15 protein-coding genes are annotated in these 25,951 nt (G+C 59.9%); 8 read left to right on the forward strand and 7 right to left on the reverse strand.

The features are described 5' to 3' along the window. The first annotated feature begins 202 nt into the window (after positions 1 to 202). Positions 203 to 1,381: a M23 family metallopeptidase gene (locus J3U87_RS29735; RefSeq protein ID WP_237379428.1), complete on the forward strand. Its 1,179-nt coding sequence runs from the start codon at positions 203 to 205 to the stop codon at positions 1,379 to 1,381. Between the two features lie 52 nt (positions 1,382 to 1,433). Here J3U87_RS29735 and J3U87_RS29740 read toward each other — a convergent pair whose 3' ends face one another. Continuing rightward, positions 1,434 to 2,912 (reverse strand): SulP family inorganic anion transporter, encoded by a 1,479-nt coding sequence (locus tag J3U87_RS29740; protein ID WP_237379429.1) that lies wholly within the window; start codon positions 2,910 to 2,912, stop codon positions 1,434 to 1,436. Between the two features lie 777 nt (positions 2,913 to 3,689). On the opposite strand from J3U87_RS29740, the gene J3U87_RS29745 reads away from it, so the two are divergent. The 3 genes from J3U87_RS29745 to J3U87_RS29755 all read left to right on the forward strand — a co-directional run bounded on the left by J3U87_RS29745 (position 3,690) and on the right by J3U87_RS29755 (position 6,112). After that, positions 3,690 to 4,574 carry a hypothetical protein gene (locus J3U87_RS29745; RefSeq protein ID WP_237379430.1) on the forward strand — a complete coding sequence of 295 codons (885 nt, stop codon included), beginning with the start codon at positions 3,690 to 3,692 and terminating at the stop codon, positions 4,572 to 4,574. A 131-nt stretch (positions 4,575 to 4,705) separates the two neighbouring features. Next, on the forward strand, positions 4,706 to 5,536 hold the full coding sequence (locus J3U87_RS29750) for a helix-turn-helix transcriptional regulator (RefSeq protein ID WP_237379431.1): 831 nt from the start codon (positions 4,706 to 4,708) through the stop codon (positions 5,534 to 5,536). A 54-nt stretch (positions 5,537 to 5,590) separates the two neighbouring features. Beyond that, a complete protein-coding gene (locus tag J3U87_RS29755) occupies positions 5,591 to 6,112 on the forward strand; it encodes a GNAT family N-acetyltransferase (RefSeq protein ID WP_237379432.1) in 522 nt (173 codons plus the stop codon). 160 nt (positions 6,113 to 6,272) lie between these two features. Here the strand turns inward: J3U87_RS29755 and J3U87_RS29760 are convergent, their stop codons facing one another. Both J3U87_RS29760 and J3U87_RS29765 read right to left on the reverse strand, forming a co-directional pair. Next, entirely contained in the window at positions 6,273 to 7,025 is a 753-nt protein-coding gene (locus J3U87_RS29760; RefSeq protein WP_237379433.1) for a TonB-dependent receptor domain-containing protein, read from the reverse strand. Next, positions 7,026 to 8,333, reverse strand: coding sequence for a TonB-dependent receptor plug domain-containing protein (locus tag J3U87_RS29765; protein WP_237379434.1), 1,308 nt, complete (start codon positions 8,331 to 8,333; stop codon positions 7,026 to 7,028). It lies immediately after the preceding gene. 811 nt (positions 8,334 to 9,144) lie between these two features. On the opposite strand from J3U87_RS29765, the gene J3U87_RS29770 reads away from it, so the two are divergent. After that, on the forward strand, positions 9,145 to 12,573 hold the full coding sequence (locus J3U87_RS29770; RefSeq protein WP_237379435.1) for a M12 family metallo-peptidase: 3,429 nt from the start codon (positions 9,145 to 9,147) through the stop codon (positions 12,571 to 12,573). Between the two features lie 405 nt (positions 12,574 to 12,978). On the opposite strand, the gene J3U87_RS29775 is transcribed toward J3U87_RS29770, so the two are convergent. Next, positions 12,979 to 13,155: a GTP-binding protein gene (locus tag J3U87_RS29775; RefSeq protein ID WP_237379436.1), complete on the reverse strand. Its 177-nt coding sequence runs from the start codon at positions 13,153 to 13,155 to the stop codon at positions 12,979 to 12,981. Positions 13,156 to 13,205: 50 nt separating this feature from the next. Then, complete coding sequence (zigA, locus tag J3U87_RS29780; protein WP_237379437.1) at positions 13,206 to 14,441, reverse strand: zinc metallochaperone GTPase ZigA; 1,236 nt, start codon at positions 14,439 to 14,441, stop codon at positions 13,206 to 13,208. A 226-nt stretch (positions 14,442 to 14,667) separates the two neighbouring features. On the opposite strand from zigA, the gene J3U87_RS29785 reads away from it, so the two are divergent. The 3 genes from J3U87_RS29785 to J3U87_RS29795 all read left to right on the forward strand — a co-directional run bounded on the left by J3U87_RS29785 (position 14,668) and on the right by J3U87_RS29795 (position 22,834). Then, entirely contained in the window at positions 14,668 to 15,114 is a 447-nt protein-coding gene (locus tag J3U87_RS29785) for a Fur family transcriptional regulator (protein WP_237379438.1), read from the forward strand. A 474-nt stretch (positions 15,115 to 15,588) separates the two neighbouring features. Beyond that, on the forward strand, positions 15,589 to 17,508 hold the full coding sequence (locus J3U87_RS29790) for a GPI anchored serine-threonine rich family protein (protein ID WP_237379439.1): 1,920 nt from the start codon (positions 15,589 to 15,591) through the stop codon (positions 17,506 to 17,508). 1,687 nt (positions 17,509 to 19,195) lie between these two features. Next, entirely contained in the window at positions 19,196 to 22,834 is a 3,639-nt protein-coding gene (locus J3U87_RS29795; RefSeq protein WP_237379440.1) for a tetratricopeptide repeat protein, read from the forward strand. Positions 22,835 to 23,611: 777 nt separating this feature from the next. On the opposite strand, the gene J3U87_RS29800 is transcribed toward J3U87_RS29795, so the two are convergent. Further along, positions 23,612 to 24,541, reverse strand: coding sequence for a hypothetical protein (locus tag J3U87_RS29800; protein WP_237379441.1), 930 nt, complete (start codon positions 24,539 to 24,541; stop codon positions 23,612 to 23,614). Between the two features lie 22 nt (positions 24,542 to 24,563). Continuing rightward, entirely contained in the window at positions 24,564 to 25,904 is a 1,341-nt protein-coding gene (locus tag J3U87_RS29805) for an alginate export family protein (RefSeq protein ID WP_237379442.1), read from the reverse strand. Between the last annotated feature and the right edge of the window lie 47 nt (positions 25,905 to 25,951).

Raw genomic sequence — 25,951 nt, forward strand, 5'->3', positions numbered from 1 at the left:
GTTCGAACGTCTAACGTATCCCCGACCTCAACCCACAAAGGAACAACGCATGATCGGCCGTTTCGCGCGAATGCGCGACGTCCACGGCCAGGCCCTTCGTGCGCCGCCATCGGCATATCGCCGACGCCCCCGAAGTGTGCCTTCCCATGCGCTTCGTTCGCACCATCTATGATTTTTTATGATTTTTAGGGAGAATGCATCGATGCACCACTGTGAAAACAAGCGTTCCCGAGCTTCCATCACGCGCCAATGGATCTGGGTGACGGCTGCCATCTTGGCGGTCGCCTCCCAAGTGCCGGCTGCAGCGCAGCCCGGATTCGAAGACTACTACTTCGACAGCCCCCTGCGACATTACCAGGGCGATGTCAGAACGCTGTATTTCAACGATCCCAAGGGATTCCGCGCGACCTACCTACCCAAAACGAGAATCCCCCTGAACACCGAAGACTACTTCGGGATTTGGAACTACCTGAACCACAAGGACTCTTGGCCGCGGTCGGGCGACCCCCTGATCCCCTACGACAACCATTCCCGCAAGAAAACCTATGTCACCGATCAGGGTAACCCCCATGACGCGGTGGACTGGTTGGTCAGCTTTCGCAACTGGGGCCAAAACGAAGTGATCAATCCCTTCCCTCGCGGTGCCGTCGTCGAGGTGACCTCGGTCAACGACGTCAACCCCGACATTCCGGACAACTGGAGTGCCGGCAACAGCTTGGACCTGGTTTGTTATCTCGACGGCGATGCCACCAACCAGAGTTCCTTCAACAAGTACCAAGTCTCGTTCTGGCACCTGAAGCAGCACTCCGTGTTGGTCCAACCCGGAGATTTCGTCCAGTTCGGTCAGGTTTTGGCCCAAGTCGGCAACAGTGGCTTGACCGGGTTGGAAGTCACCCACATCCACACGAGATACATCCACTACGGCACACGCCTCGATCCCTTCAAAGGCCGCTGGAACAAGAACATCCAGGAATCGCTGTTGTTCGATCAGGCCTGGGTCGAGCACAAGACCAACTACCACACCACCGAGAACCGCAAGCACCTCACCCTCAACGACGCCTTTTCCGTGGAAATGCCCAATCGCTCCTGGAACACCTACGTGTTCAAGGCCTTTTCCGAAATCGAGGCGATCCGGGTGGGCGACGGTCAGGGTGGCATCGAACCCGGTTACGACGTGCTCGCCAACCCCAACCTGAGAGATTTGAACCGCAAGACCTCGAACTTCATCGACAACGACGGGAAACGCCACACCTTGTACGAGGTGAGCTTCCGCTGGTACCAGGACGCCCACCCCTCGGTCATCGACAAGGACATCGAATTCCTGATCGAAACCCCGGACGGTGAACGCAGCAATCGCGTCTTCGTCGTGGTTCGCGACTGACACCGGCACCCGTGCCCGGAAGATCGGGCACGGGTGTTTCGATCGGAAGGTGTCAGTGACCGGCGAAATCTTCGGTCATGCCGGGCTTGTCGTGCATGGCGAACTTGTTCACGATGGTCGCGCTCGCTTCGGTGAGCCCGATGATCTCCGGTTCGATGCCTTCCCTGCGGAACTTCATCACGACCTTGTCCAGGGCGCCGACGGCGGTGATGTCCCAAAAGTGCGCTTGGGTGAGGTCGATGACCACCTTGTCCAGCGACTCCTTGAAGTCGAAGAAGGCCACGAACTTGTCGGCCGAGGCGAAAAACACCTGGCCGATGACGCGATAGGTGCGAACCGTGCCGCATTCGCTCAGGGTGGAGCTGACATCTTTGGTGTGGGCCACCTTGTTGACGAAGAACACCGCCGCGAGCAGCACGCCGATGAACACGCCATAGGCCAGGTTGTGGGTGGCGATCACCACGAGCACGGTCGTCACCATGACCACGCTGCTGCTGGTGGGATGTTTCTTCAGGTTGCGCAACGACTCCCAGTTGAAGGTACCGATCGAGACCATGATCATGACCGAAACCAGCGCGGCCATGGGAATCCTGGCCACCCAATCGCCGAGGAACACTACCATGATCAACAACATGATCCCGGCCGAGAAGGAAGAAAGCCGCTGGCGGCCACCGGATTTGACGTTGATGACGGACTGTCCGATCATGGCGCACCCGGCCATGCCGCCCAGCAGGCCGGCGGTGATGTTGGCGATGCCCTGACCGGTGCACTCGCGGTTTTTATCACTGGGGGTGTTGGTCATGTCGTCGACGATCGTCGCCGTCATCAGCGACTCCAGCAGCCCGACCACGGCCAGGGAGGCCGAATAGGGAAAAATGATGCTCAGGGTTTTCAGGTCGAGCGGTACGTTCGGGAACAGAAAGACCGGCAGGGTGTCGGGAAGTGCGCCCAGGTGACCGACGGTGCGGATGTCCAGATTCATGGTGATGGCGGCCAGGGTCATGACGATGATGGTGACGAGGGGCGAGGGAATCGCCTTGGTCAGCCGGGGGAACAGGTAGATGATCGCAAGGCCGCAGGCGGTCATGGCGTAGACGTGCCAGGTCACCCCGGTGAGTTCCGGTAACTGCGCCATGAAGATCAGAATGGCGAGAGCGTTGACGAAGCCCGTCACCACCGAACGCGAGACGAAGCGCATCAGGGAGCCGAGTTTGAGGAAACCGGCGGCGATTTGCAGGACGCCGGTCAGGATGGTCGCGGCCAGCAGGTATTGCAGTCCGTGTTGTTTGACGAGGGTGACCATCAGGAGCGCCATGGCGCCGGTGGCGCCCGAAATCATGCCGGGCCGGCCGCCGAACAGGGCGACCGTGACGGCGAGACAGAACGCGGAATAGAGGCCAACTTTGGGATCGACCCCGGCGATGACCGAGAAGGCGATCGCCTCCGGAATCAGGGCCAGGGCCACGACCAGGCCGGCGAGCAAATCGCCTCGGGTATTGCTGAACCAACTATTGCGCAGAGAAACAAACATCGATCATCCTTGGGGCGTAGAGGTGCCGTCCGATAACGGTGGTGGCGGAGAGAAAAGTCCGCCTGCCGATCGCTCCCATGACTCCGGCCGCCCCTTTGGCGGCTCGGTCTTCGAGAAAACGGCTGACGGGCGACTCGACTTCGAGTCGCCGTGCCGGGTGGCGTCGGGTGACGTTTATCGAAACGGTGTCGCTGAATTTTGTGGCCTCGACGCGGGGGTCGAAAAAGGCACAAGCGCGGATCCTAACACAGAGGCTTGCGGATTCGGCAATCCCTTTTTCGATCAGCGTGAAGGAAAATGCGTTCTTTTACTTATTTGTTTCCAATCTTTACACGAAGCGGTAGGGGCGAAGTCGCGGCTGTCGCCAAAGACCGCGGCTCGCCGCGCGGAATGATGGCGCCCGGGTGAATCCTCCACGGTTCAAGCCGTTTACACGTGACTGTCCCCCACATGCTCCGCCCACATGGCCACATGCTCCCCACCTCATCGCTTTCGGGTGACCGATCTCCGGGTGACCCACGCGTTTCAGCGTGATCGCCGCCTTCCTGGATTTCGGTCTCCCCGGGTTTTCGATTTTTTTCACAAAAAAACAACCCACTTCGCCCCTGATTCCCAATCAGGTCGTATCCATCATAATTCAAGCGACTTACACGTGACTGTCCCCTCCCCCGTGCCCTACCCAGCCACCTGGGTCGTCACCTCACTTTCTGGGCCGGGTGCTAGGGGCTTCCAGAATCATTGCTACAATGAGGAACTCTTCATCATGGAGCGCATGCGATGGAACCCCGGCCTTGGTACACCTACATACTTTTATCCAGCGACGGACACTACGTGGTTTCCCACACGGAGGATCTGGAACGCGTCGAGAAAAACCCACGCGACGGCATCCCACCCGGAGAGGTCGGCATGGGTGCAGCCTCCTACCAACTCGTCTTCGTGGAGCCCGCCCGCAACAAGCCGGCCGCGGTGTTTCGCGAAGCTCAGATCAGGCGATTGCCCGGTGCCAAGTTTCGGGCACTCATCGAGACACGCCCCTATCGGCGACCTGATCCGGAACCCGAAGTGCCGGCACCAAAAGCACCTCCGCAGGCCGAACGCCGCGTCTGGACCCGCGAGGACGTGGCGAGGCTGCAGGCCGAATTGACCGAATATTGTCACGCCTCGACCTTCGAAGAACAGGTCATCGGTCGCATCTCGGGAGTCTTGGAGCAAATGCGCAGCGCCTATCGCCAGCAGGCCGACCTGTTCGACGCCGCGCAGATCGAGCAACTCAAGCTTTGGGGCCACCGTATGGACCTGCTCACCCGGTTTTTGGAGTTGGTCGAGGATTTTGATTTGATTTCCGACCGAGCCGATTTCAACGACGCGGTCACCGAGCTGAAGGAGATTCAATCGGAATTTGCGGGCATGAAGCTGGAGCAACGCATCGCCAGGGAAATGCGCGCCCTCCAACAACAACTCCCCCGAATCCAGGCCCAGACGCGGAACAAAGGGCTCGCCGCAATCGAACGCCAAGCGCCAAAGTGCAAGAATAACCACCCGATGACCCTTCGTCAGGGCCCGGATAATTGGTTCTGGGGTTGCAGCAAGTTCCCCAACTGCCGGGAAACGCAGGAACTGAGTGAAGAACAACAAATCCAACTCGCGCAGTTGAATGGGTAGTGGCCCACGAGCCGCGTTCAGCCCCTTCGGCGATGGCGCCCCGGCAAAAGGCGCCGTGGTTCGGTCCCGAAATGATCGGCTCTCACGAGCCGGGGTTCGACGAGGATGAACGAGTCCTTTGGAGAGACATCATGCATACCGAAGGCGCGCCCTACGCCGTTCGTCGTTTTTCCCACGGCAAGGGCCAAGCCTGTGTCGAAATGTCCCGAGTCACGCTACCGAATCGAGCCTATCCCCTGCACATCCACCAGGCCTTCTCGATGGCCCTGGTCATCCGGGAACCGCAACTGTTCCAGGTGCGGACAGGACTCCAGGAAGCGCCCATCGGCAGCGTCATGTTCGCCAATCCCTGGGAGCCCCACCGCAACGTGGCCCAGGGGCCCGGCGGCGTGGCGTTTTTTTCGGTTCAATTCGGCAGCGAGGCGCTCGGATTTCGATCCTGGGGACGCGAGCCTTACTTTTCGCGGGCGGTGGTCCTCGACCCTGAATTGGCCCGACGCATGCTGGCCTTGTTCGACGTGTTGGATCGTCCGGATCGAACCTCGCAACGGGATGCGCGATTCTCGGACATCCTGGATTACCTGCACCTGCGCCAATACCTGAAGTCGCGCGGTTCACGGGCCAAAAGTGGGTCGAACTGTTTGGGTCGCTCCCTGGCCCTGATTCAGAACCACGATCACCGCATCCTGAGCCTTGCAGAGCTCGCCGCCCACGTGGATCGAAACCCCGAGTACCTGTGCCGGGCGTTTCGCAAACACCTGGGCATGGCGCCCCATCAGCTTCAGACCAGCGGCAAGGTCAGCAAGGCACGCGCGCTGCTGCTTCAAGGCCACAAGCCGGCGGAGGTCGCCTACGACCTGGACTTCTCGGACCAAAGCCACCTCATTCGCTGTTTCAAACGGGTGTTCGGCATCACCCCCGGCCAATTTCAAAAATCGGTCAATTTCGTCCAATACGCCTGACCGAAACGGGTACAGAATCGACGCGAATTCGATTCCAACATACGAGGTGTCTTCATGATCATTTTGGAAACGGAACGGCTGCTGTTGCGACCCTGGCGGCCGGAAGACTTCGAAGCGTTCGCCACCTATCTCGAGGAGGAGCGCTGGGCCAAATTCATCGGTGGTCCCTGTGGGAGAAGTGAGGCGTGGCGGCGTTTCGCGGCCATCGTCGGTCATTGGGTCCTGAGGGGTTACGGTTTTTGGGCCCTCGAAGAGAAACAGACGGGCGATTTCGTGGGTTCCGCCGGCTTGTGGTTCCCCGAAGGGTGGCCGGAACTGGAAGTCGGCTATTGGCTCATGCCGGAAAAGCACGGCCGCGGGTACGCCACCGAGGCGGCCGCCAAATCGCGGTCCTACGCCTTTCAGGTCATGAAGAGAGATACCCTGGTCAGTTACATCGCCCCCGACAACCAGGCCTCGATCGCCGTCGCCCTTCGCTTGGGCGCGGTTCACGAGGAAACGATCGAGTTGGACCGGTGCGGCGTTCACCGGGTCTACCGGCACCCGAGACCGGACGGCGGGTTTCTGAAGCCCTGATTCACCTGGCCGCCCGAGCGGTTTCCCCCTGTTTCTCGGGTCATTCCGGCTTTGTTTCGTTCGTGTCCCCCCAAGTGGTTCGTGGCGTGGTTGCTCTTTCTCCACGAATCACGCGGAGGGCACGAATGAGCGCCCTCTTCGGATCGCCGCGATCGGAGAATCAAAACTGCAGGAAGGCCTTGAGGTAAAAGGACCGGCGTTCATCCAGGAACTGGAGGGGATCGGTGCTCCGCGTGTTGGGCAACGCGTTTCGACGGTCGAACAGGTTCCTTCCGGACAGGACGATCTCGAGGTCGCCCGAAGCGATTCCCAGGTCCCGAATTCCGAGGTGGAAATGGACTTCGCGAAAATCGTCCAATTCGAAAATCGATTCGCCGCCCGAAGCATCGACCGCCCGGGTACTGGTATTCCAGGCGAGTCGGCCCTGCAGCGAGGCATAGAAGCGCCTGTCCGGTGACCAGGTCACTCCGGTAAAGCACTTGTATTCAGCCACATTCAACAATTTCTCCGAGGAGCGATCCTCGGTCCAGGCGGCGTTCACATAGCCGGTCCATTTCCGGTGCTCCCAGGTGTTGCGCCACTCGATACCGCGTTTGCGCGTCACATCGGTCGCATTGATGAACGAACCCGAGCTGGTGGAAATGATGTCCCCGGTCTGGTCGTTGTTCCAGAACACCAGACTGCCCACCAACCGCGACGGCACCACATAGGAAAAGGTGAGCTCGGTGGTCTCCATCTCGATCGGCGCCAGGCCGTCGCTATCGTTGAGTTCGAAAATCGTGGGCTCGCGGAAGGCCTCGCCGAAGTTGAGCCGCACCCCGTGGAGGTCGGTGAACTGCCACCTCAAACTGGCTCGAATGTTGGTGATGGAACCATAGGTGTTGTGATCGTCCAGGCGCCCCCCTACCAGCAATTAGAGCCGCTCGTTCATCAACGCTTGTTGCGACTGGACAAAGACGGCATTCTTGGTCTGGTTCAGCACGTCGTCGGAAAAATCGGGCGGCAGGTCGGGATTGGGAAACAAGGTCGGGTTCTCGGTGATGTTGAGCGAAACCGGATCGCCGCTTTCGAGTTCCCGTCGCTGAAGCCCGAAAATCAGGTAGTTCTTCAAAGCGGGTAGTTCCCAATCGACCTGCAGGGTGTAGTTCGTCAGGCGCGAGTCCTCCACGTTGAACACGTGGTTGTCCGGCAGCGGCACGGGATCGAGCGCCAGTTCCTCGTCGTCGGGATCGAGGATGAAGTTGATGAAGTCATCTTCGTGTAAATAGTGGTATTCCAGGTGAATCAGCAGTTCGTTGTGGGGCGCGTAGTCGTAACTGAAATAGTAGTGTTCCTGTTCCCGCCGATCGTGAAACCCCTCGAAATGCACCAGGTTCTGTTCCTGACCGCCACCGTCCTGATTCTTGAAAAACAGGAATCCGCTTTGAAAATGGTGGGCGAGGCTGGGCTGGTAATCTAAATCGATACTGATTTGCGTGCCCTGATCGGGGTCCACATAACGCAGGCCGCGGTCGCGGAAATCCTGCCGTACCTCGCGGTTGACGGGTGAGAACGCATCGGTGAGGGTGAAGTCCGACCCATGGCTGCGCTCGTGCCGGAACAACGAGGCCGCGGCCGCGAATTGCCATGGCCCGCCCAGGTAGTTTCCCAAAAAGCTGACTTCGCGTCGATCGCCCTCGCCGACCGCGGCGGTGACCTGATAGTCCTTGCCGTCGGTTTCCGGCGAGGTGGTGATGATGTTGATGATGCCCACAAAGGCATCTGCCCCGTACAGCGCCGAAGCCGGACCGGAAATGATTTCGATCTGACGCACGTTGTTGAGCATGAACTGATTGGAATTGAAGGCTTCCCCCGTCCACGGCACATTGGTTTCGCGACCGTTGACCAGCAGTTTGGTCTGGGCGAAGTTGGAGGCGTTGCCCCGCTGTCCTCCCTGCAGCCAGGAACCGGGAAACACCCATTCGACACCGATGATGTGCTTGAGCACGTCCTTGAGATCGCGGTAGTTGTAGCGCTTGATCTCTTCGATGGTCACCACGTCGATGGTGGCCGGAGCCTGAACGACCTTTTCCAAACGGCGGGTCGCGGAGATGACTTCGAGCGTGAGCAGATCCTCGAGACAGGTATCGAACTCTTCGTCCGCGAAGGGCTCCTCCTGCGCCAGGACAGGAAGAAGGAGCAGCCAGGTGAAAAGCAATGGTGCGTCAATGGCTCTCCTCAACACATCGCGGCTCCTAACGCCTTGCGGAATCAAAAATACCAATCCGCGGCTCTTCTCACATAACGCATGAATGGCGAGCCAAGGGATCGACCGGTGACGAGCCCGCCCTGAAACTGAAAACAGGGGCCCAATTGAGCTATTCCCTTCCGAGCGATCCGCCGGAGGCACCTTCGCGCCCAGGCAGCCTTGTTGGGTGACGGTTGATCAGGTGATTTGCTCGTGCCCGCCAAAACCGAATCATCGCCGACGCCCGGGACGGGATTCTGGAGGAACACACATTTGCGTCTCAGGTGCCTGGCTTCAGCAATACCAATATCTGCATGTATTTAACTCAAACCTGCCACCTGAGGGCCGCTACCGATCTGCATTCGGTGCCGGGTCGATTCAAGCGCGACATCGAAAAAAATCATCGTTTTCGGGCAGAGACTAAATATCCGTGTCGGAAAAAAATACGAGCAGCTTTAATCGACTGCGATCACCATCCATTTTCTATGCCGCCACCCTCGCGCCAGGGCTAGGCTTTTTCCGGATGGCCGGTGGATCCCGAACCAATTTCGAGCCTACTTTTTCGGAAGAATCGGCCGTCACCAAGCCCCAACGACCTGACCATCGACTTCGGTGATGGGTACCCTGTGAATTCGTTGTAGGGGAAAGTACGAATTTCCAGGTATTTCACTCATATCCATGCAACGGTGTTTCACGCCGTTTTCAATTGATTCCTATGTACCACTCCTTTCTCAATGCCTCAATCAACCTGAAAGGTGGTTTTTCAATGCTTTTAAGCTTGCTTGTCCTGCTCGGATCGATGAGCGTGAATGCTCCCATCGAGCGCTCCGAGCCGCTGGTGTTCAGCTATTCCCGGCAACCCACGGCTCACAAACGATCTCACCTGACCCTACCGGCGTTCCCCACGCCGCAAGGGGTGCACGACCTTCGCCTCAAACCGTTTCGCGTCTGGAAAAAGGACGCCGTCATCGAGGTGTTCCACCACACCGGGAAACGCAGGAGCGCGGCTCCGCAACACCGCTTTTTTTGGGGTGAGACCCCCGAGGGCCAATTGGTGTTCCTTGCTCGTCGTCCCGGGGGCACCTACCAGGGTTTCATCCGCTCGGCCAAGGGCTTCATGGGTGTTCAGTGGCGCAATGGCCGGCTTTCCTACGGCAAAGCCTCCGCTCGGCCGTTCGAATGTCGTTCCGGCGCATTGGCGGGACCCGCAATCGATGGCGCGGCCAAATCGGCCGCAGCCGTGAAGACCGATGACCAGGGCACGGCGGTGATCGATCTGGCCTTGGAAACCGATACCGATCTCTTTCAACGATTCGGCTCCGAAGAAACCATGACGGCGGCCGTCGCCGAAAGTGTGGCCGCCATTAGTGCCATCTACCAACGCGATTTCAATGCGGAACTGCGCATCGTCTACCTCGCCGCCTATCCGCAGGAGGATCCCTGGGAATACAGCGGCATCGAGGAAGTGCAGGCCCACTGGAACGATCCCGCCAACGGCAAGAGCGACATCCAGCGAACCCTGACCCACCTGTTCTCGGCCCAGGGTTCCTACGGCGTCGGGTTCATCGACGTGCTCTGCAACACGACCTGGGGTTACGGCCGCAGCTCGTTCTACGGCTCCTTCTTCGAGGATCCCAACGATACCTCCGACATTTTCCTGGTAGCCCACGAACTGGGTCACAACCACGGCAGTCCCCATACGCACGACTACCTGCCGCCCATCGATCGCTGCCCCACCTTTACCGGTGAGCTGCCCGAGGAGGGCGGCACGATCATGAGTTACTGCTTCATGCAGACCGCGGGCGTGGAGATCCTGGAGTTTCACGAGCGGGTCAGGGACCACGTGCGCGGGCGCATCGCGGCGCGGTCCTGCATCCCTCGTCGACAGGCGCCGATTGCCTTCGCCGATCCGGCGTTCAAGCAGGCATTGGTGGCGGATTACGACGACAATGGCGACGGGGAGATCGACATCACCGAAGCCGAAGCGATCACGGAGCTGGATGTTTCGGGCAGAAACATCACCGACCTGACCGGGTTGCGCTATCTGGTGAACCTGACGACCCTCGACGCCGCCGACAACGAGATCTCTTCGATTCCCGAATGGTTCTCGGCCAAACTGCACACGCTGGATTTGCGCGACAACCCGTTGGCGGCCTCCAATTGCGGCCGCCTGGCCAGTCTGCAAGCGCGTGCGTGGACCGCCTTGACGCTCGAGCCGGTCAAAGAAGGCGGCGACCTCACCTGCGCCGAACAGTTCATCTTCTTTGAAGACAACATTTTACACATGGCCGTTCTCGAGTCGGCCGATGCCGACCAGAACGGCGACCTGGACATGTTGGAAGCGGCCCGAATCACCTCCCTCGATCTTTCCGGACGGGCCATTTCGGACTTGACCGGCATCGACCGCCTGCCGAACCTGACGGTCCTCGACGCCGCCGAAAACAACCTGACGCGATTGCCGGCCATGCCGCCAAGGCTGATGAGGCTGAGCCTCGAGAAAAACCAACTGACGGATATCCAAGCCATCGAAGCACTGCGTCATCTCGGAAGCCTGAACGTGGCGGAGAATCGGCTCACCGCATTGCCGCGCATCAATCACCTGCTTTATTTGGAGCATTTGGACGCCAGCGGGAACCGACTCACTTCGGTGCCCGATCTGGTCGGGGAAGGCTTGGGGCTGACCAGTCTGAACCTGTCCGGAAACCTGCTCAGCGAGCTGCCCGAATTGCCGAAGTTGGTGTTCAACCTGAACCTTTCGGACAACATGCTGACCCGAATCCCCGATATCGGCCCGCTCAACTACACCCATGCGCAATCGGTGGATATCTCCCACAACCAACTGGACGAACATAACTGCACGTTGATCGCGACGCTGCTTGAACGGGACATGGCCTTTTTCCAGTTCCTGCCGCAGCGACCGGGTTTCGATCTGGACTGCCACCAGGCGGCGCGCCTGCCCGCCCAGGTGCGGTCCCTGCCTTGGGTGGTCTACAACGACCGATTCCAAAGCACGATCACGGTATGGAACGCTTCGGAAGAACCCCAACGCGTGGTGCTGCGGGCGGCCGGCGACGGCGGTGACGTCCTGAACGGCTTGGATCTCGACGCCCGCGAGCAACGCACCCTCAGCGCGGGCGACCTGTTCCCCGGCAGTGACCGCTACAGCCTGCACCTGCACGCCTACACGGTCGACGTGCATCTTTCCGCCCAAACCGCCAACGTGGCGGGCCCCTCGGCCGGCGCGGTCGGGGCCGTCAACGGCAGCAGCTTCAGCGCCATGACCAACAAAATCGCGTTCACCGGATTGGCGGGCACGGCGGTCGCGGTGGTGACGGTGGCCAATGCGACGGACGACGCCCAAACGCCGGTCAGCCTGGAACTGCGCGGGCCCGACGGCCGCATGGTCGGCGAACGGACGGTGACGCTCACCGGTGCGCGCCCCCATCCGGTGGTCATTCCGGCGACCTTCCCCGAGGCGATGGGCATGGACACGCTCTCGCTGATCGCGCGGGCTCCCGAGTACGCCCGGATCTGCGGCAGCCATTTCCGCTTCGAAGGTTGGGCCGAGCTGGCCATGACCACGGCACAGCCCTACTTCAGTTCCCCCTGGCTCTACGTGGCGCCGTTGGGGGCCGATCGCGCCGGCAGCGAGATCCACCTGTTCAATGCCGAGAACCGCAATGCGGCCTTCGAAATCACGGCCTTCTCGACCCAGGGTGGCGAGCCTCGGGTCATGGAGCGAGCGGTGGTCGCCAAGGGCTCCACCGTGATTCGGCCCGACGTCGACTTCCCCATGGAAGGGCCCATCACGCTGGTGGTGCAGGGTGGCGGCGCCTGTTTCGGATCGCTTCTGGTCCGCGACGCACGTGGCTCCGGCGGCCACTCACCGGCCATGTTGGCCCTGCCCAACGGCTTCGATACCGGCCCCTTCGCCCAATTCATCGACTTGGGTGAGGCCGAGAACACGGTGCTCCATTTTGCGCCCCTGTACCCGGAAAACCCGTTCGAGCTGACTTTGGAGTTGTTTGCGGCCGACGGCAGCAGCTTGGAAGTCAAGACCCTGCCCATGGAGGGTAACGGTGCCGGAGAATGGAAACTCTCCGAACTCTTCGAGACCGAAGATCTCACCGGTGCCATCCTCCTGCTCGATACCCCGGACACTCGGTTCTCGACCTACTTGCGCAAGTACGGCGAAAACGGACGTTCCTCGTTGCGCGGTCCTCAGTTCCCCTGATCGCCTGTGATCCCAAATTCGAACCGGCGGGGCGGCCTACGGCGTGCCCCGCCTTTCTTGTACAGCGAGCCTATTTCGCAGAAATCAAGCTGTGTTGGGTGCGCCACGGGCCCGGGAGCTGGTGGAGGGCTCGGGGGAGTGCTCGGTGACAGGTACGCACAACACCTTTCGATCGAGTCATTTATGGGGGACTGTCCCCACCTCCCCCAAATCCAAACCGGCGGGGCGGCCTACGGCGTGCCCCGCCTTTCCTTGTACAGCGAGCCTATTTCGCAGAAATCAAGCTGTGTTGGGTGCGCCACGGGCCCGGGGGCTGGTGGGGGGCTCGGGGGGGTGCTCGGTGACAGGTACACACAACACCTTTCGATCGAGTTATTTATGGGGGACTGTCCCCGCCTCCCCTGGCTACTCGGGCATGGGAAGATCGGGAAACGGGTTCTGGAGCTGTGCCCAGGCCCTGCTGTCAGCGGAGGCGAGGTGGTCGTCGAGCAGGCACGCATTGAGGCGGGCGCGCAAGACCGCTTCGTCCACCTTCTGGCCGATAAAGACGATTTGCTGGGGCGCTCGGGGACAGGTACGCACAACACCTTTCGATCGAGTTATTTATGGGGGACTGTCCCCGCCTCCCCTGGCTACTCGGGCATGGGAAGATCGGGAAACGGGTTCTGGAGCTGTGCCCAGGCCCTGCTGTCAGCGGAGGCGAGGTGGTCGTCGAGCAGGCACGCATTGAGGCGGGCGCGCAAGACCGCTTCGTCCACCTTCTGGCCGATAAAGACGATTTGCTGGACGCGATCCCCAAAGCGCGGATGCCAGCCCGGTTGCTCGTCCGGGCGCTGCCCCTTCGGGTGCGGCCAGTGCTCGCGGGGCATGGCCGCCCACCACATCCCGGCGGGATTCACTTTTCTGACGCCGCCGGCTTGAGCGAACTCGTAGGCAATCCGGTGGTCGGCGGCGACCCAGAAGAACCCCTTGGAGCGCAGCACACCGTGCCAGTTTTCACGATCGTGGAGGAATCCCCAAAGCTTATCGGCGTCGAAGGGGTGCGCCGTCTGATAGGTGAAGCTCGAAATCCCATAGGCCTCGGTTTCGGGCGTGTGCTCGCCTTGCATCTCTCGAATCCAACCGGCGGAACTCTCCGCCTTCTCGTAGTCGAACAGGCCCGTATCGAGCACGTACTCGAGCGGGACCTGTCCTAGGGTTGACTTCAGGATCTTCGCGCCAGGATTGAGCGCTTTGACGATGGCCTCGACCTCGAGTGCCTGATCGCCGTTTACGAGATCGAGCTTGTTGAGCACGATGACGTCGGCGAACTCGATCTGGTCGATAAGCAGGTCGGTCACCGTACGGTGGTCTTCTTCGCCTAGCGACTCGCCCCGGTCTTTCAACCTCTCGGCGGCGTTGTAGTCCCGCAGAAAGCTGGCCGTATCCACGACCGTGACCATGGTGTCCAGGCGCGAAACCTGGCTGAGACTCACCCCATTCTCGTCTTCGAAGGTAAAGGTTTGCGCAACCGGAATCGGCTCGGAAATCCCGGTGGACTCGATGAGCAGATAGTCGAAGCGCCCCTCCTGCGCGAGTCGTGAAACTTCGGCGAGCAGGTCGTCTCGCAGCGTGCAGCAGATGCAACCATTGGACATCTCGACCAGCTTCTCCTCGGTTCGGCTGAGCTGGGCGCCACCGCGTTCGACCAGGGCGGCGTCGATGTTGACCTCGCTCATATCATTCACGATGACCGCGACGCGGCGCCCCTCCCGATTGTTGAGCACCTGGTTGAGCAGCGTGGTCTTTCCCGCCCCGAGGAAACCCGACAAAACGGTAACGGGAAGGCGTGGATGATTGTTGGCAACGGCGTTAGGGTTCGCGTTCATGTTCGTCCTCGTCTGTTTCATTCTCAGCTTCGTTCCAGGATGCACGGATCCAGCGGCGGTACCGTCGATACGGCCTCAGCCGATGACGTAGAAACTCCGCGGCCGCGTGCACAAGCAGGATGCACTTGCAAGCCAATTGCAAAAACCATATATGCAAGTGGATTGCATATGCAAGTGGTTTCTTCTAAACTTCACGAGTAGACTTCTTTCCGAGTGGAGATCCGTCATGAGTCTCACCAAGGACGAGGCACGAAAGCTATTGCACGAGAGCGCCCTAAGGGTCACCGCCCCTCGACTGGCGGTGCTCCGCGTGCTCGCGGAAGCCCAGAACCCGCTTTCGCACACCGAGATGCTCGAACGCCTTGGCGAGACGGATTGGGACCCGACGACGATCTATCGCAACCTCATAAAACTCCGTGACGCCGGTGTCGCCACGGTGGTCAGCCGCGTCGAAGGCATTGATCGCTACGCGCTCGCCGGCGCGGGAGAGGACGGCCATCGTCACCCGCACTTCGTCTGCGAGGACTGTGGCCGCGTCGCTTGCCTGCCTGCGGAGCTCGCGGCACCGATGTCGATGGACGGTCCCTGGGCGACATCGATCCAAAAAGCGACGATCCAACTCCGAGGAGCGTGCCCCGACTGCCTCGAGCGCGCTTGCGAAGCTCCTCGATGAGCTAGAACAAATCGAGCAAATCGGCAAATCGGGGACAGGCACCCACAAGATCTTCAGATCAACGCGTTTATGAGTGACTGTCCCCACGGTTCTCTTCCTCGAAATCAAGTTGAGCGCACGCTCCGTTTTTGCGGCATTCTCTTGAAACGAATCCGCATGGAGTTCCCCAATGCCGAGAGATTCGCCGCGCCCAGTAGGTACATCCGCCGGATGTACTTGTCGAAGCGACCCAACTGAGGTGTTCCCGCATGCTATGAGTGTGCCTGGAGACAGGCACCCACAAAACCTCCCCTGGAAACAGGCACCCACAAGATCTTCAGATCAATGCATTTATGGGTGACTGTCCCCACCGGTCCTCGTTTTCGAATGGATCTTGGTTGGAGATTTCTCTGCGCGTTTCGGCGAACTGGAATACGCACTTGTGCCGGCCATCCTTACCCGGCCTCGCCATCCACGTTTCACAAGGAGCACACCTTGATCCTGCGTTTCTCACACGACGGCCTCCGTCTTTTCCCCCGTTCCCGCGGGTGGTCCCGCATCCTCCAACTCCTGACGCTCGCCATGATGGCCCTGGTCGCCCTGCCGGCTGCCGCCCAGCAGAAAGAGGGCTTTTTTCGCGACGTCCTCATCAACTCCGGCTATGGCCTGGGGTCCGGCAGTCCCCGTGACATCGCGGTGGCCGAGGGATACTCGGTACAATCGATGGCAACCCCGTTTCAGCACCAGATTCCCGAGCAAAACGCCTTTTTGGGCGGCTCCAGCATCGACACCAACGGCGGCCTGCTGTATCCCGACGGCTCGCCTCGATTCGCCCTGGCCTACAGCACCGGCGGCGATGCCCATGTATTCTGGACCAACTCCTCGGGGCACAATCATTGGGACACCTTCTACTGGAACGGCGGCAGCTACGGCGGGTCCTGTGCCGGCGCGTTCCTCACGGACAGTGGCTACATGAACATCTTCTCGGGTGACGTGTTGCCGACCGCCGCTTTGGGAAGCCATGTACCCGAGGATCACACGCTTCCTTCCGATTCGCCACTCCTGCAGTACGATCAGTTCGACGGTTTGACCAGCTTCTCCGGAATTGATCACCAGGGCGGCGCCTACATCCGCAATCCCGGCGATGGCGGCGTGCCGAGCGATGCCGAAGTCCTGCTCCGCTACGCCTCGCCCGGCTTTCCGGGTTATCAGCTCCCCAGCGTCTGGGCCCATCAGGACACCATCGGCGGAGCTCCCTCCAGCGGGCGGCAGGTCGTGACCGGCAGCCACCCCGAGTGGACGACTTCCGGTGAGATGGGTCACCGCATCGCAGCGGCCATGATCCACTACGCGATCGACGGCAACCTCACGCCAACCGTCAAGCACCAACTGCAAAACAACCAAACCCTCAGCATCGTGCAGGACACCAATCCCCACCGCCCGGAGCCGGTGCACAACCGATTCACTAAAATCGGCGACAAGCAGTACCACCATTTCAAGGTCGAGGTCCCCGCCAACCACGGTGGCTTCCTCACCATCGATCTCGATGAACGCCTGGACGTCAACGACAACCATGCCTACCACCTGAACCTCTACGCCCGGCAAGGGAACGATCTGGCGTTCGACAGCAACACCCAGCACAAGAACGTGATCGCCACCGGCAGCAAGAGCCTGTGTATTCCACTCCCCGAGGGCGCCTCCACCTGGCATGTCAGCGTCGAATGCGCCACGACCGTCGAACCCCTTCCGGGTGGCCGCGGCTACAGCGGCCCGACCCACGTACTCAACGGCGTCGGCTACGACATTCGCGCATCCTGGAACGGCACGACGCAAAGCCTAAGCCTCGTCCAACCGGACGGCGACATTTTCGAGTCCGGTCAAACGGTGCCAATCTCCTGGGATCACCAAGGCCTCGACACGGCCCTGGTCGCCCTTTCGCTGACCTATCCCAGTGGCGCCGAAATCCTGCTCGCCGAGGGCATCCCCGCCGCCAACCAGTCCTTTTCCTGGGACATTCCCGCCAACGCGGCTCAAGGCGTCTACACCGTCGAGATCACCACCCGGATCTGCGGCCAAACCGTTTCCGATCAGGCCTGGTTAACCGTCGAGGACGATCTCCCGGCAGAGGGCTATCTGGACCTGACCGACGCCACCAACATCTGCTACGGCGATGGGCTCGAGTTTCGCGTCGACTGGGAAACCAATCTGGAAGCGGGCACCATCCTCTTGGAAACCTACATCAACGGGCACCTGCACACATCCGATCTGGTGCCCAACACCGGCAGCTACCAACGCAGCTTCTACTACCGGTTCATCGTCACCTCGGCCGAGGTTCGCATCGGCAGCGCCAGTGTGGGCGATTCGTTCGCCGTCGACCACACGCCTGGCTCCTGTAAGTCCAGCCTCGGTCGCTGAGGAATAACGACGCCACGTCGGGCAACTTTAGGGACAGGCACCCACAAAACCCTTTGATCGAAGCATTTATGGGTGACTGTCCCCACCAAAGTGGATTTCGCGACAAACGGAAGACTGACGGGAACCTGTCCCGAATCGATCGTCAATATGGATGGGAACCCGCCCCGGGTCGCGCTGAAGGTGCGACCGGACGTCACTTTGGACCACCATTGATTTAGAACGCGGGCCACTGGCCCGCCACCAGCGGGCACCCCGGAGGGGTGACACAGTACAGCGAAGGGTGAGGTGCCGTTGAGGCACCGTAACCCTGGTCGTTGGGAGTCCCCGGTCCCCAGCCCTGTAGGGGCGGCTCCGCGAAGCGTCATCGGGAGTGACGCCCTGTCGGGAAGAGGAGGCTCCGGTCAGGACCAACGGAGGTGGTGTGAACGCCGGTGGGGCTTCGTAGCCCCGCTCCTTCAGAGCTCGATGGGGGAACTCCAGGCAACCAGGGTTACGCCGCCGTCCCGGCGTCTCACCCTTCGCTGTATTGTGTCGTCCCTTCAGGACGCCTGCTGGTGGCGCGCCTTCGGCACGCGTTTTAAATAAGTTGTGGACCAAACATGGGGTTGCTGCGCCCGCGGCCATCCCTCCAGGATTGGCCGCGAACGGCACGCATCCGGGCAGGGGTCCAGGTTCGGGAGCACGGTGGGCCAGACATGGGTCGCTGCGCCCGCGGCCATCCATACAGAATTGGCCGCGAACGGCACGCATCCAGGCAGGGGTCAAGGTTCGGGTGTTCAATGGATCCTGGATTTCGCGACAAACGGAAGACTGACGGGAACCTATCCCGAATCGATCGTCAATATGGATGGGTACCCGCCCCGGGTCGCGCTGAAGGTGCGACCGGACGTCACTTTGGACCACCATTGATTTAGAACGCGGGCCTCTGGCCCGCCACCAGCGGGCACCCCGGAGGGGTGACACAGTACAGCGAAGGGTGAGGTGCCGTTGAGGCACCGTAACCCTGGTTGTTGGGAGTCCCCGGTCTCCAGCCCTGTAGGGGCGGCTCCGCGAAGCGTCATCGGGGGTGACGCCCTGTCGGGAAGAGGGGGCTCCGGTCAGGACCAACGGAGGTGGTGTGAACGCCGATGGGGCTTCGTAGCCCCGCTCCTTCAGAGCTCGATGGGGGAACTCCAGACAACCAGGGTTACGCCGCCGTCCCGGCGTCTCACCCTTCGCTGTATTGTGTCGTCCCTTCAGGACGCCTGCTGGTGGCGCGCCTTCGGCACGCGTTTTAAATAAGTTGTGGACCAAACATGGGGTCGCTGCGCCCGCGGCCATCCTCCAGGATTGGCCGCGAACGGCGCGCATCCAGGCAGGGTCCCCAATCCGGGTGTCACACGGATGCTGGCGCGATCCCGCGATGGGCGCGCACATTTTTCCTATAAAACATGTCCGTGTTGGGTGTAAAATGTCGTGTAATAGACGTCTTGATTGAGGCTGTGTGTGTTTGTGAGACGTCTTGTTTGCCAACCCAACGGAATCCGCCGCACCCCCGCCTGTCTCATCTCCCCATCGACCGCAGATCACCTGGCGCTCCCTTTTTTGAGTGACGATCCGACGAACAGGCCGTCGTGCCAACCGCGAGATCACCGAGTCCGGAACCCAACGGAAACCCGCCTCTTCGAAACGAGCAGTGAGTGCCACGATGACCGAACGACCCGCCGACCCCGGTAGGCCGGACCCCGGTAGGCCGGACCCCGGATGGCCGGACCCCGATGGGTTGGGCTCCGAACCGCGTCCCGAACATGACACCCTTCGGCTCCTTCACTTCGTGCAGGCCCGGGATCCCGAGGCGCTGGCCCAATGGATGACGGCCTTCGGCGCGGTGAACGCCAGCGCGGCGAACGCCAGCCGCGCCGAGGCGCCGGTTCCGGAAGACGCCCGACCCCAGGATGCGAAACCGGAAGGGCGGCTCGAAGAAGCACCTCCCGTCGATGGGTTTCACAGCCAGGCGGCGTTGGGGCCCGGGGCGGTGTGCGGTCCCTTCCGCATCGAACGGAAGTTGGGTCGCGGCGGCATGGGCAACGTCTACCTGGCCACGCGCGCCGACGACCTCGATCTCCAGGTCGCGCTCAAGACCCTCCACTCATGGAACCCCAAGATGATGTCGCTCTTCCGCAAGGAGTGCAAAATCCTCTCGGGCCTGCGCCACGTCAACATCGCCCACCTGATCGACGCCGGCACCTTGCCCTCCGGTCAGCCCTGGCTGGCGATGGAGTACGTGGCCGGTCAAACGCTCGACGCCTACCTGGCACGCCACGACCTCGACCTCGGGGATCGCCTGCGCCTCTTCCTGAAGATCTGCGACGCGTTGAGTCACGCCCACCAACAGATGGTGATCCACCGCGATCTCAAGCCGCGCAACATCATGGTCGGCCCCGACGGCGAACCCAAGCTGCTCGATTTCGGCATCGCGGCCGTGCTCAACCCCGACACGGGCGAGCAGCGAACCGTCACCGCGCTCTCCACCCCGATGATGACCCCCGAATACGCCTCCCCCGAGCAGGTTAACGGCCAGCGGCTGAGTGCCACGGCGGACGTCTACAGCCTGGGCATCCTGTTCTACGAAATGCTGACGGGCCAACGGCCCTACCGCCTCAATCCCCGCAACTTGGCGCGTGTGATGCGGGCGGTCAACGAGGCTCCCATCACCAAACCCAGCCGGATGCGCGGCGCGGACGGCGAGACCACGGGCCGGTTCACGCGTCAACTGCGGGGCGACCTGGACACCATCGCGCTCAAGGCCTTGGAGCGGGACCCCAAGCGCCGTTACGCCAGCGTGGAGGCCTTCGCCGCCGACGTGCGCGCCTACCTGCGGGGGCTTCCGATCGAGGCCCGCCCCGCCACCACCCTCTACCGCTTCCGCAAATTCGTCCTGCGCAACCCGTGGCCGTTGTCGCTGATCACGGGCGTCGTGTCGTTCCTCGTCCTGTTCTCGGCCTACGCCGCACACCAGCAATCGGTCATTTCGCGGGAGAAGCGCACGGCCGAGCACGTCACCGACTTCCTGGTCTCCATGTTCGAGCAGACCGACCCCAACCTTTCCAAGAACCGTGAAGTGAGCGCGTTCGAGGTCATGGAGAACGGCCGCCGCCAGCTCGAAACGGGCCTGCTGGACCAGCCGGAAGTCGAGGTCCGCCTGAAGACGACGATGGGCAAGGTGTACAACGCCCTGGGCCACCACGAGCAGGCCCAGGAGCTGTTCGAAGGCGCGGTGACGAAGGGCGATCCGAGCGGGAAGGAAGCGTTCCTCACCGAGCTGGAACTGATTCGCACGCTTCAGCTCCGCGGAAAGTACGATGCGGCCCAGGCCCACCTGGACGCGCTGGCTGGGAGCACAGGAGTGACGGCGGAGGAGGGGGATCAATCCCGGCTGGCCCATGCCCAGGGGCGACAGTGGTTCCTCAAGGGCAACTACGTCAAGGCGACCGCCGCGTTCGAAGAAGCCGAAGCGGGACTCCCCAGCCGATCGATGGAGGAACGGTTCGTATACCTCCAAGAGCGAGCGGAGCTGGAGTCCGGTTTGGGGAACTACGACAATGCCGTAGCCGAGCTGGAAAGCCTCCTGGCACTGCAACAAGAACGCTATGGTACCCATCATCTGGAAATAGCCAAGACATACCAGAACTTGGGTCTTCAATATATCGAAAAGGGAGATTACGAAAATGCCGAATTAAATCTCGATCTTGCAGAAGCGAATGCGAGTCAATTAGTCGATAAATATCATCCAATTCTGTTAAAAATGAAAATGAACCGAGCGATGTTGCTCAGAGATAAAGGTGAATTTTATGCTGCGGGACGGCTGTTGCAAGAAGCTCTATTAATCGCTCGAGAAGAAAATGGCCGCAAACATCTGCTGGTCGGTGAGTGCAAGATGTTGTTATCTGGTATACTGCTTCATTTGGGAAGTGGCCAAACTGCTGAAGAACTGGCAAGAGAAGCCCTATCTACGTTTCAAGACATATATGGTGATTTTCATCCTAGGGTCTCTGAAGGATTAGCAGATTTAGCGAGACTATTAAGACGAAACGGACATTTTTATGAGGCTAAATCTATTATAATGAAAGCTATGGAGATTGATAAGGTAATATTTGAGAGAGGCCACCCTCACACCACTCATCGACTTGATTCTCTTGCAAGAATTCATATAGCGACGAGAGATTACGAAAAAGCATTGCCGCTCTTGAAAAACGCGATAGAAATTCAGCGCAATGCTTTTGGCAAATATCATCCGCATATAATTATACGGTTTAACAATTTAGCGACGTGTTATAGCAAAATTTATAAATTTAGTGAAGCTGGGGTGGCTTTTGATGAGGCCCTTGGAGTCATAGATGAATTGTCATTGGAAAACCATCCTCACTCCGTAGTTGTTTACAATAATATATCTCATTCAAATTTTAAAAATGGATTCTATAAAATGGCCGAGAAGGAATTCCGTAGAACTTTAACTCTTAGAATGGGGATTTTCCATCAAAACCACGTAGATATTGGTAAATCTTTGAGGAATTTAGGGAGGGCGTTGCATGCCCAAGGAAAGTACCTCGAAGCCGATGAGTCATTGCAGCACGCTCTTTCTCTGTTTTTAAAGACATTGGGTGAAAATCACTTGTTAGTTATGAGCTGCAACAAATTCATAGGAGATTATTACATCTCAGTCGGAAAGCTCGAAGAAGCAACCCAACACTACCGCACCTCGATGCAGCTCGCCACCGAACTACTACCCCAAGACCACGACGACCGTTTATTCATCCAATCAGCTCTCGCAGGCTCGCTCCTCAAACTCGGTCAACTGGATGAGGCACGAACCCTCCTCGATCAGGCCAAAAACCAGGCGCAATCTACCCAGGATCGACTCCTGCTCCCGGAGATCGGCCACCAGCGAGCCCGCCTCCTCCGACTGGAAGGGCTTCCCCAACACGCCGAAACCCTGCTTCGCGAGGTGCTCGCCAAACGTCGCGAGGTGCTTCGTCCCAAACATCCCTTGATCGCCGATGCGCTGATCGATCTCGCCGATGTCCTGGCCGATCTGGGCTGCGACGAAGAGGCGCTGCCACTGATCGAAGAGACCGCCGCGATCTACGCCGACTGCCTGCCGCCGGAGCACGAGTTCCATCGTGTCGCGGACTCCATCAAAGGGCAGATCCTCCGAGACCTTGGCGATTCCCAAAAAGCCAGAGCCCTGCTCGGTGATGCCTACCGCGCCATTGCCGACCGCCTAGGCGAAGACCACTACCTCACCCACGAGGCGGCGAACCGGTTGACGCAAGGCCGCAAGGATTGACGAACGAGCCAGTCGTAAGCGAATTACACGAACCAAAGGATTTCCACGGAATGATCCTCGAAGTGCCACCGGTCGCTCAAAAAATCGGGAACACGGGATCCGAGGATGATTTAAAAATTCGTGTCAATCTGTGTGATCCGTGGACAGATTTTTGAGGCCAAAGAGGAGCCAAGAGCGACACTCCGAGGGGACAGGCACGCATAATACTTTTCAATCAAGATACTTATAGATGACTATCCCTCTCAAAAAGTCGGCCCGGCGGGCCAACCTACTGCAAGGACGCCTCTTCCACAAATGCGGGAACTCCCGAGCGATTCGCTGCGATTCGTTTCCGACCCGGGAACCCTGTGGTCGCCCAACCAACCCCTCCTCCCCAATCTCTACGATCTCCTTGTTCCAAAGCCCCTTGGAGTGCCGGAATGCGGTTTCCGGCAATGCGCGAGAGACAGACACCCTCCGAGCGGATTCATTACAACCGGAAAGCGACACTCCGGGGGGACAGGCACGCATAATACTTTTCAATCAAGATACTTATAGATGACTATCCCTCTCAAAAAGTCGGCCCGGCGGGCCAACCTACTGCAAGGACGCCTCTTCCACAAATGCGGGAACTCCCGAGCGATTCGCTGCGATTCGTTTCCGACCCGGGAACCCTGTGGTCGCCCAACCAACCCCTCCTCCCCAATCTCTGCGATCTCCTTGTTCCAAAGCCCCTTGGAGTGGCGGAATGCGGTTTCCGGTAATGCCCGAGAGACAGACACCCTCCGAGCGGATTCATTACAACCGGGAATCCTGAATCGCCTTGACCGTCATGAAGAAGTTGTGGCGGAGCAGATGGTACACGTCACCGGGCCCGATCTTGTTCTTGGTCCTTTTCCAATTCTCGAATTGTCGCAGTTCCTCCGGCGCCAACTCATGGTCGCCCATCAGGAACTTGATCTCGCCGATGACGATCAGGGATATGTGGTACACGTCATCGGGGGTGATTCGATCCATCTGGGTGTAGTCTTCGAAGACGATGGGATCGTAATTCCGTTCCTTTCGATAGTGTTTCCCGATTTGGTGGTACAGGGTGCTCTGGAACGCGAAGATGTGGCGAGGCTTGACGTCGGGCGCGCCCTTGGCGCGGAAGACGAAGGCTTCCGGCGTTCCCCGCTTGCCCGTCACGAACTGGCGCAGAATGGGGTAGACCTCCCGAAAATTGAGCGCGAAGACCCGCTCGGGCGTGCCCCAGTTTACGGTGACGCCGCGCTTCGCCGCGAGCTGACGAAAACGCGCCGAAAGGTGCTGCAATCGATGGAACACATCGCTGGGAACCTTGGCCGACCGCGGACCCGCATCGGTGCGGTAAAAGCCCTTGGCCTGCATGGCGTCACGCAGGTGCCCCAGCAGCTCGAAAACGTCGTCGGGAGAGATGGACCTGGCCTCCTTGGCGTTGGCGGCATCGAGAACGGAGGCCTCGATGGAACCTGGAAACAGGGTCTCGAATTCGGACAAGGTACCCATCGCCTTTTGGAACACATTGCGGGGCTTGATGTTATGGGTCAAGTAGTCGATCGATTTGGGTTGGGGCAACTGGTATGCCTGCGCTACGGAGCTCTTCAGCGACTGGGCCAAGTAATACACGTCCGTCGGCGTGGCGGCCACCACCGGAACCGACATCGCCAAGGCACTCGCGAGCAACATCCATCTCGAATAAGGGCGCATGGAAGACTCCTTCGGCTGACGTCTATCGGGTCGGCCGGTAGTTCCAGGTCAGCAGGCCTTGCACGAACCAGAAATCGGCATCGGTGTCGCGGCCGCGCACACTTAGATAATCGCCGGCCAGGAAGCGGCTGTACCCCAGGGCCACCGTAAGCTTTTTCGGCAGAATGGGGAAAGAAAGGGTGAAATCCACCTCGTCACCGGCGTGATCCTCGTTGGCCTCGGGCCCCACGACCGGTGTGTAAAGCGGTGCCAAACCCGCGCTGTACCAGGCATCCTGGTCGGATTCCACCAGACTGAAACGATGCCAGGCCAAACGCCACTGGAGATTCCGCGGGAAGCGACCCTTTAGCGTGACTTCCCAGTTTTCGAGATTCGGTAACCCGAAAAAATCCATATAGCCGTAGTTGGCATGGTTCAGGGGATACAGGTTGTCGAACGTTTCGTGGTCTCCGTCCAGGGCATCGCCATCGCCGGAGGCCTGGATGTAGGCCACACCGATTTGGGAAAGCCCTTTCGTGGCAAAAGCATAGGTTCCGGCCAGCACGAAGGCGTGGGCTTGGTGATCCAACCCGTTGTAATCGCCGAACTGCTGCGATCCTTGAAGGTCCCAGGTCACCGGGCCGAACTTTTTGGTCAACCGTCCACCCAGGTTCCACACCTCGTCGTCGAGTTCGTCCTGTCTCCGATGGAACAGGAACAGCTCGTAGGAGCCTTGGTCGATCGTGGCCTTGTCGGTGAAGTACAGCGCGTAGAATTCGCTGTCGAAGTAGCGGTTGCCCACCCGGGCCCAATCGTTGGGATCGTCTGGGTTCACGGTCACGGGCTGTGACGCGATCACGTCCAGGGACCGCGCCTTGGGATCGCCGATGGTGAACCGAACGCCGTCGAACACCCGCGCCGTATTGGCCCACTCCAACGAGGCCACCAACCGTTTGTCGCCCAGGTTGAACTTCTGCCGTCCCACCTTGAGCCCCAGCCGTTCGCCGATCCGCCAGAACAGGTAGCCCTGGTGAACATCCAACTCGTCCACGAAGAAATTGGGCGTGACCTCTTCTCGCACGGCGGGAACCCCGGGATCGTCCTCGCCATGAACCCTGGCGTCCTGAAGTTCGAGAAAGGCGTAGCTGCCCCCCTCTCCCAACCGAACCTTGCCGGCAAGCCGTAGTCGGGTGAGCCCATAGGATTGGGAACCCTCCAGAAAATTGAAATCCTGTTTGTCCTCGTAACGCAGGCGCAGGTGGATTCCGATTTCGTAAGGCGCCGAATCCGCGGCCAAACAGGGAACCGGCGGCACACTCAACCATGCGAGCGTGACGGCCGACAGGACGATCATTCGCGCCAGGGCGCTTCGTTTCTGAGACATATCCGAACCTCGGTCATTGGGATGAAGGAAAAAACTGGATCGCGATC

Source organism: Sulfidibacter corallicola (genome assembly GCF_017498545.1).
Lineage (GTDB): Bacteria > Acidobacteriota > Holophagae > Acanthopleuribacterales > Acanthopleuribacteraceae > Sulfidibacter > Sulfidibacter corallicola.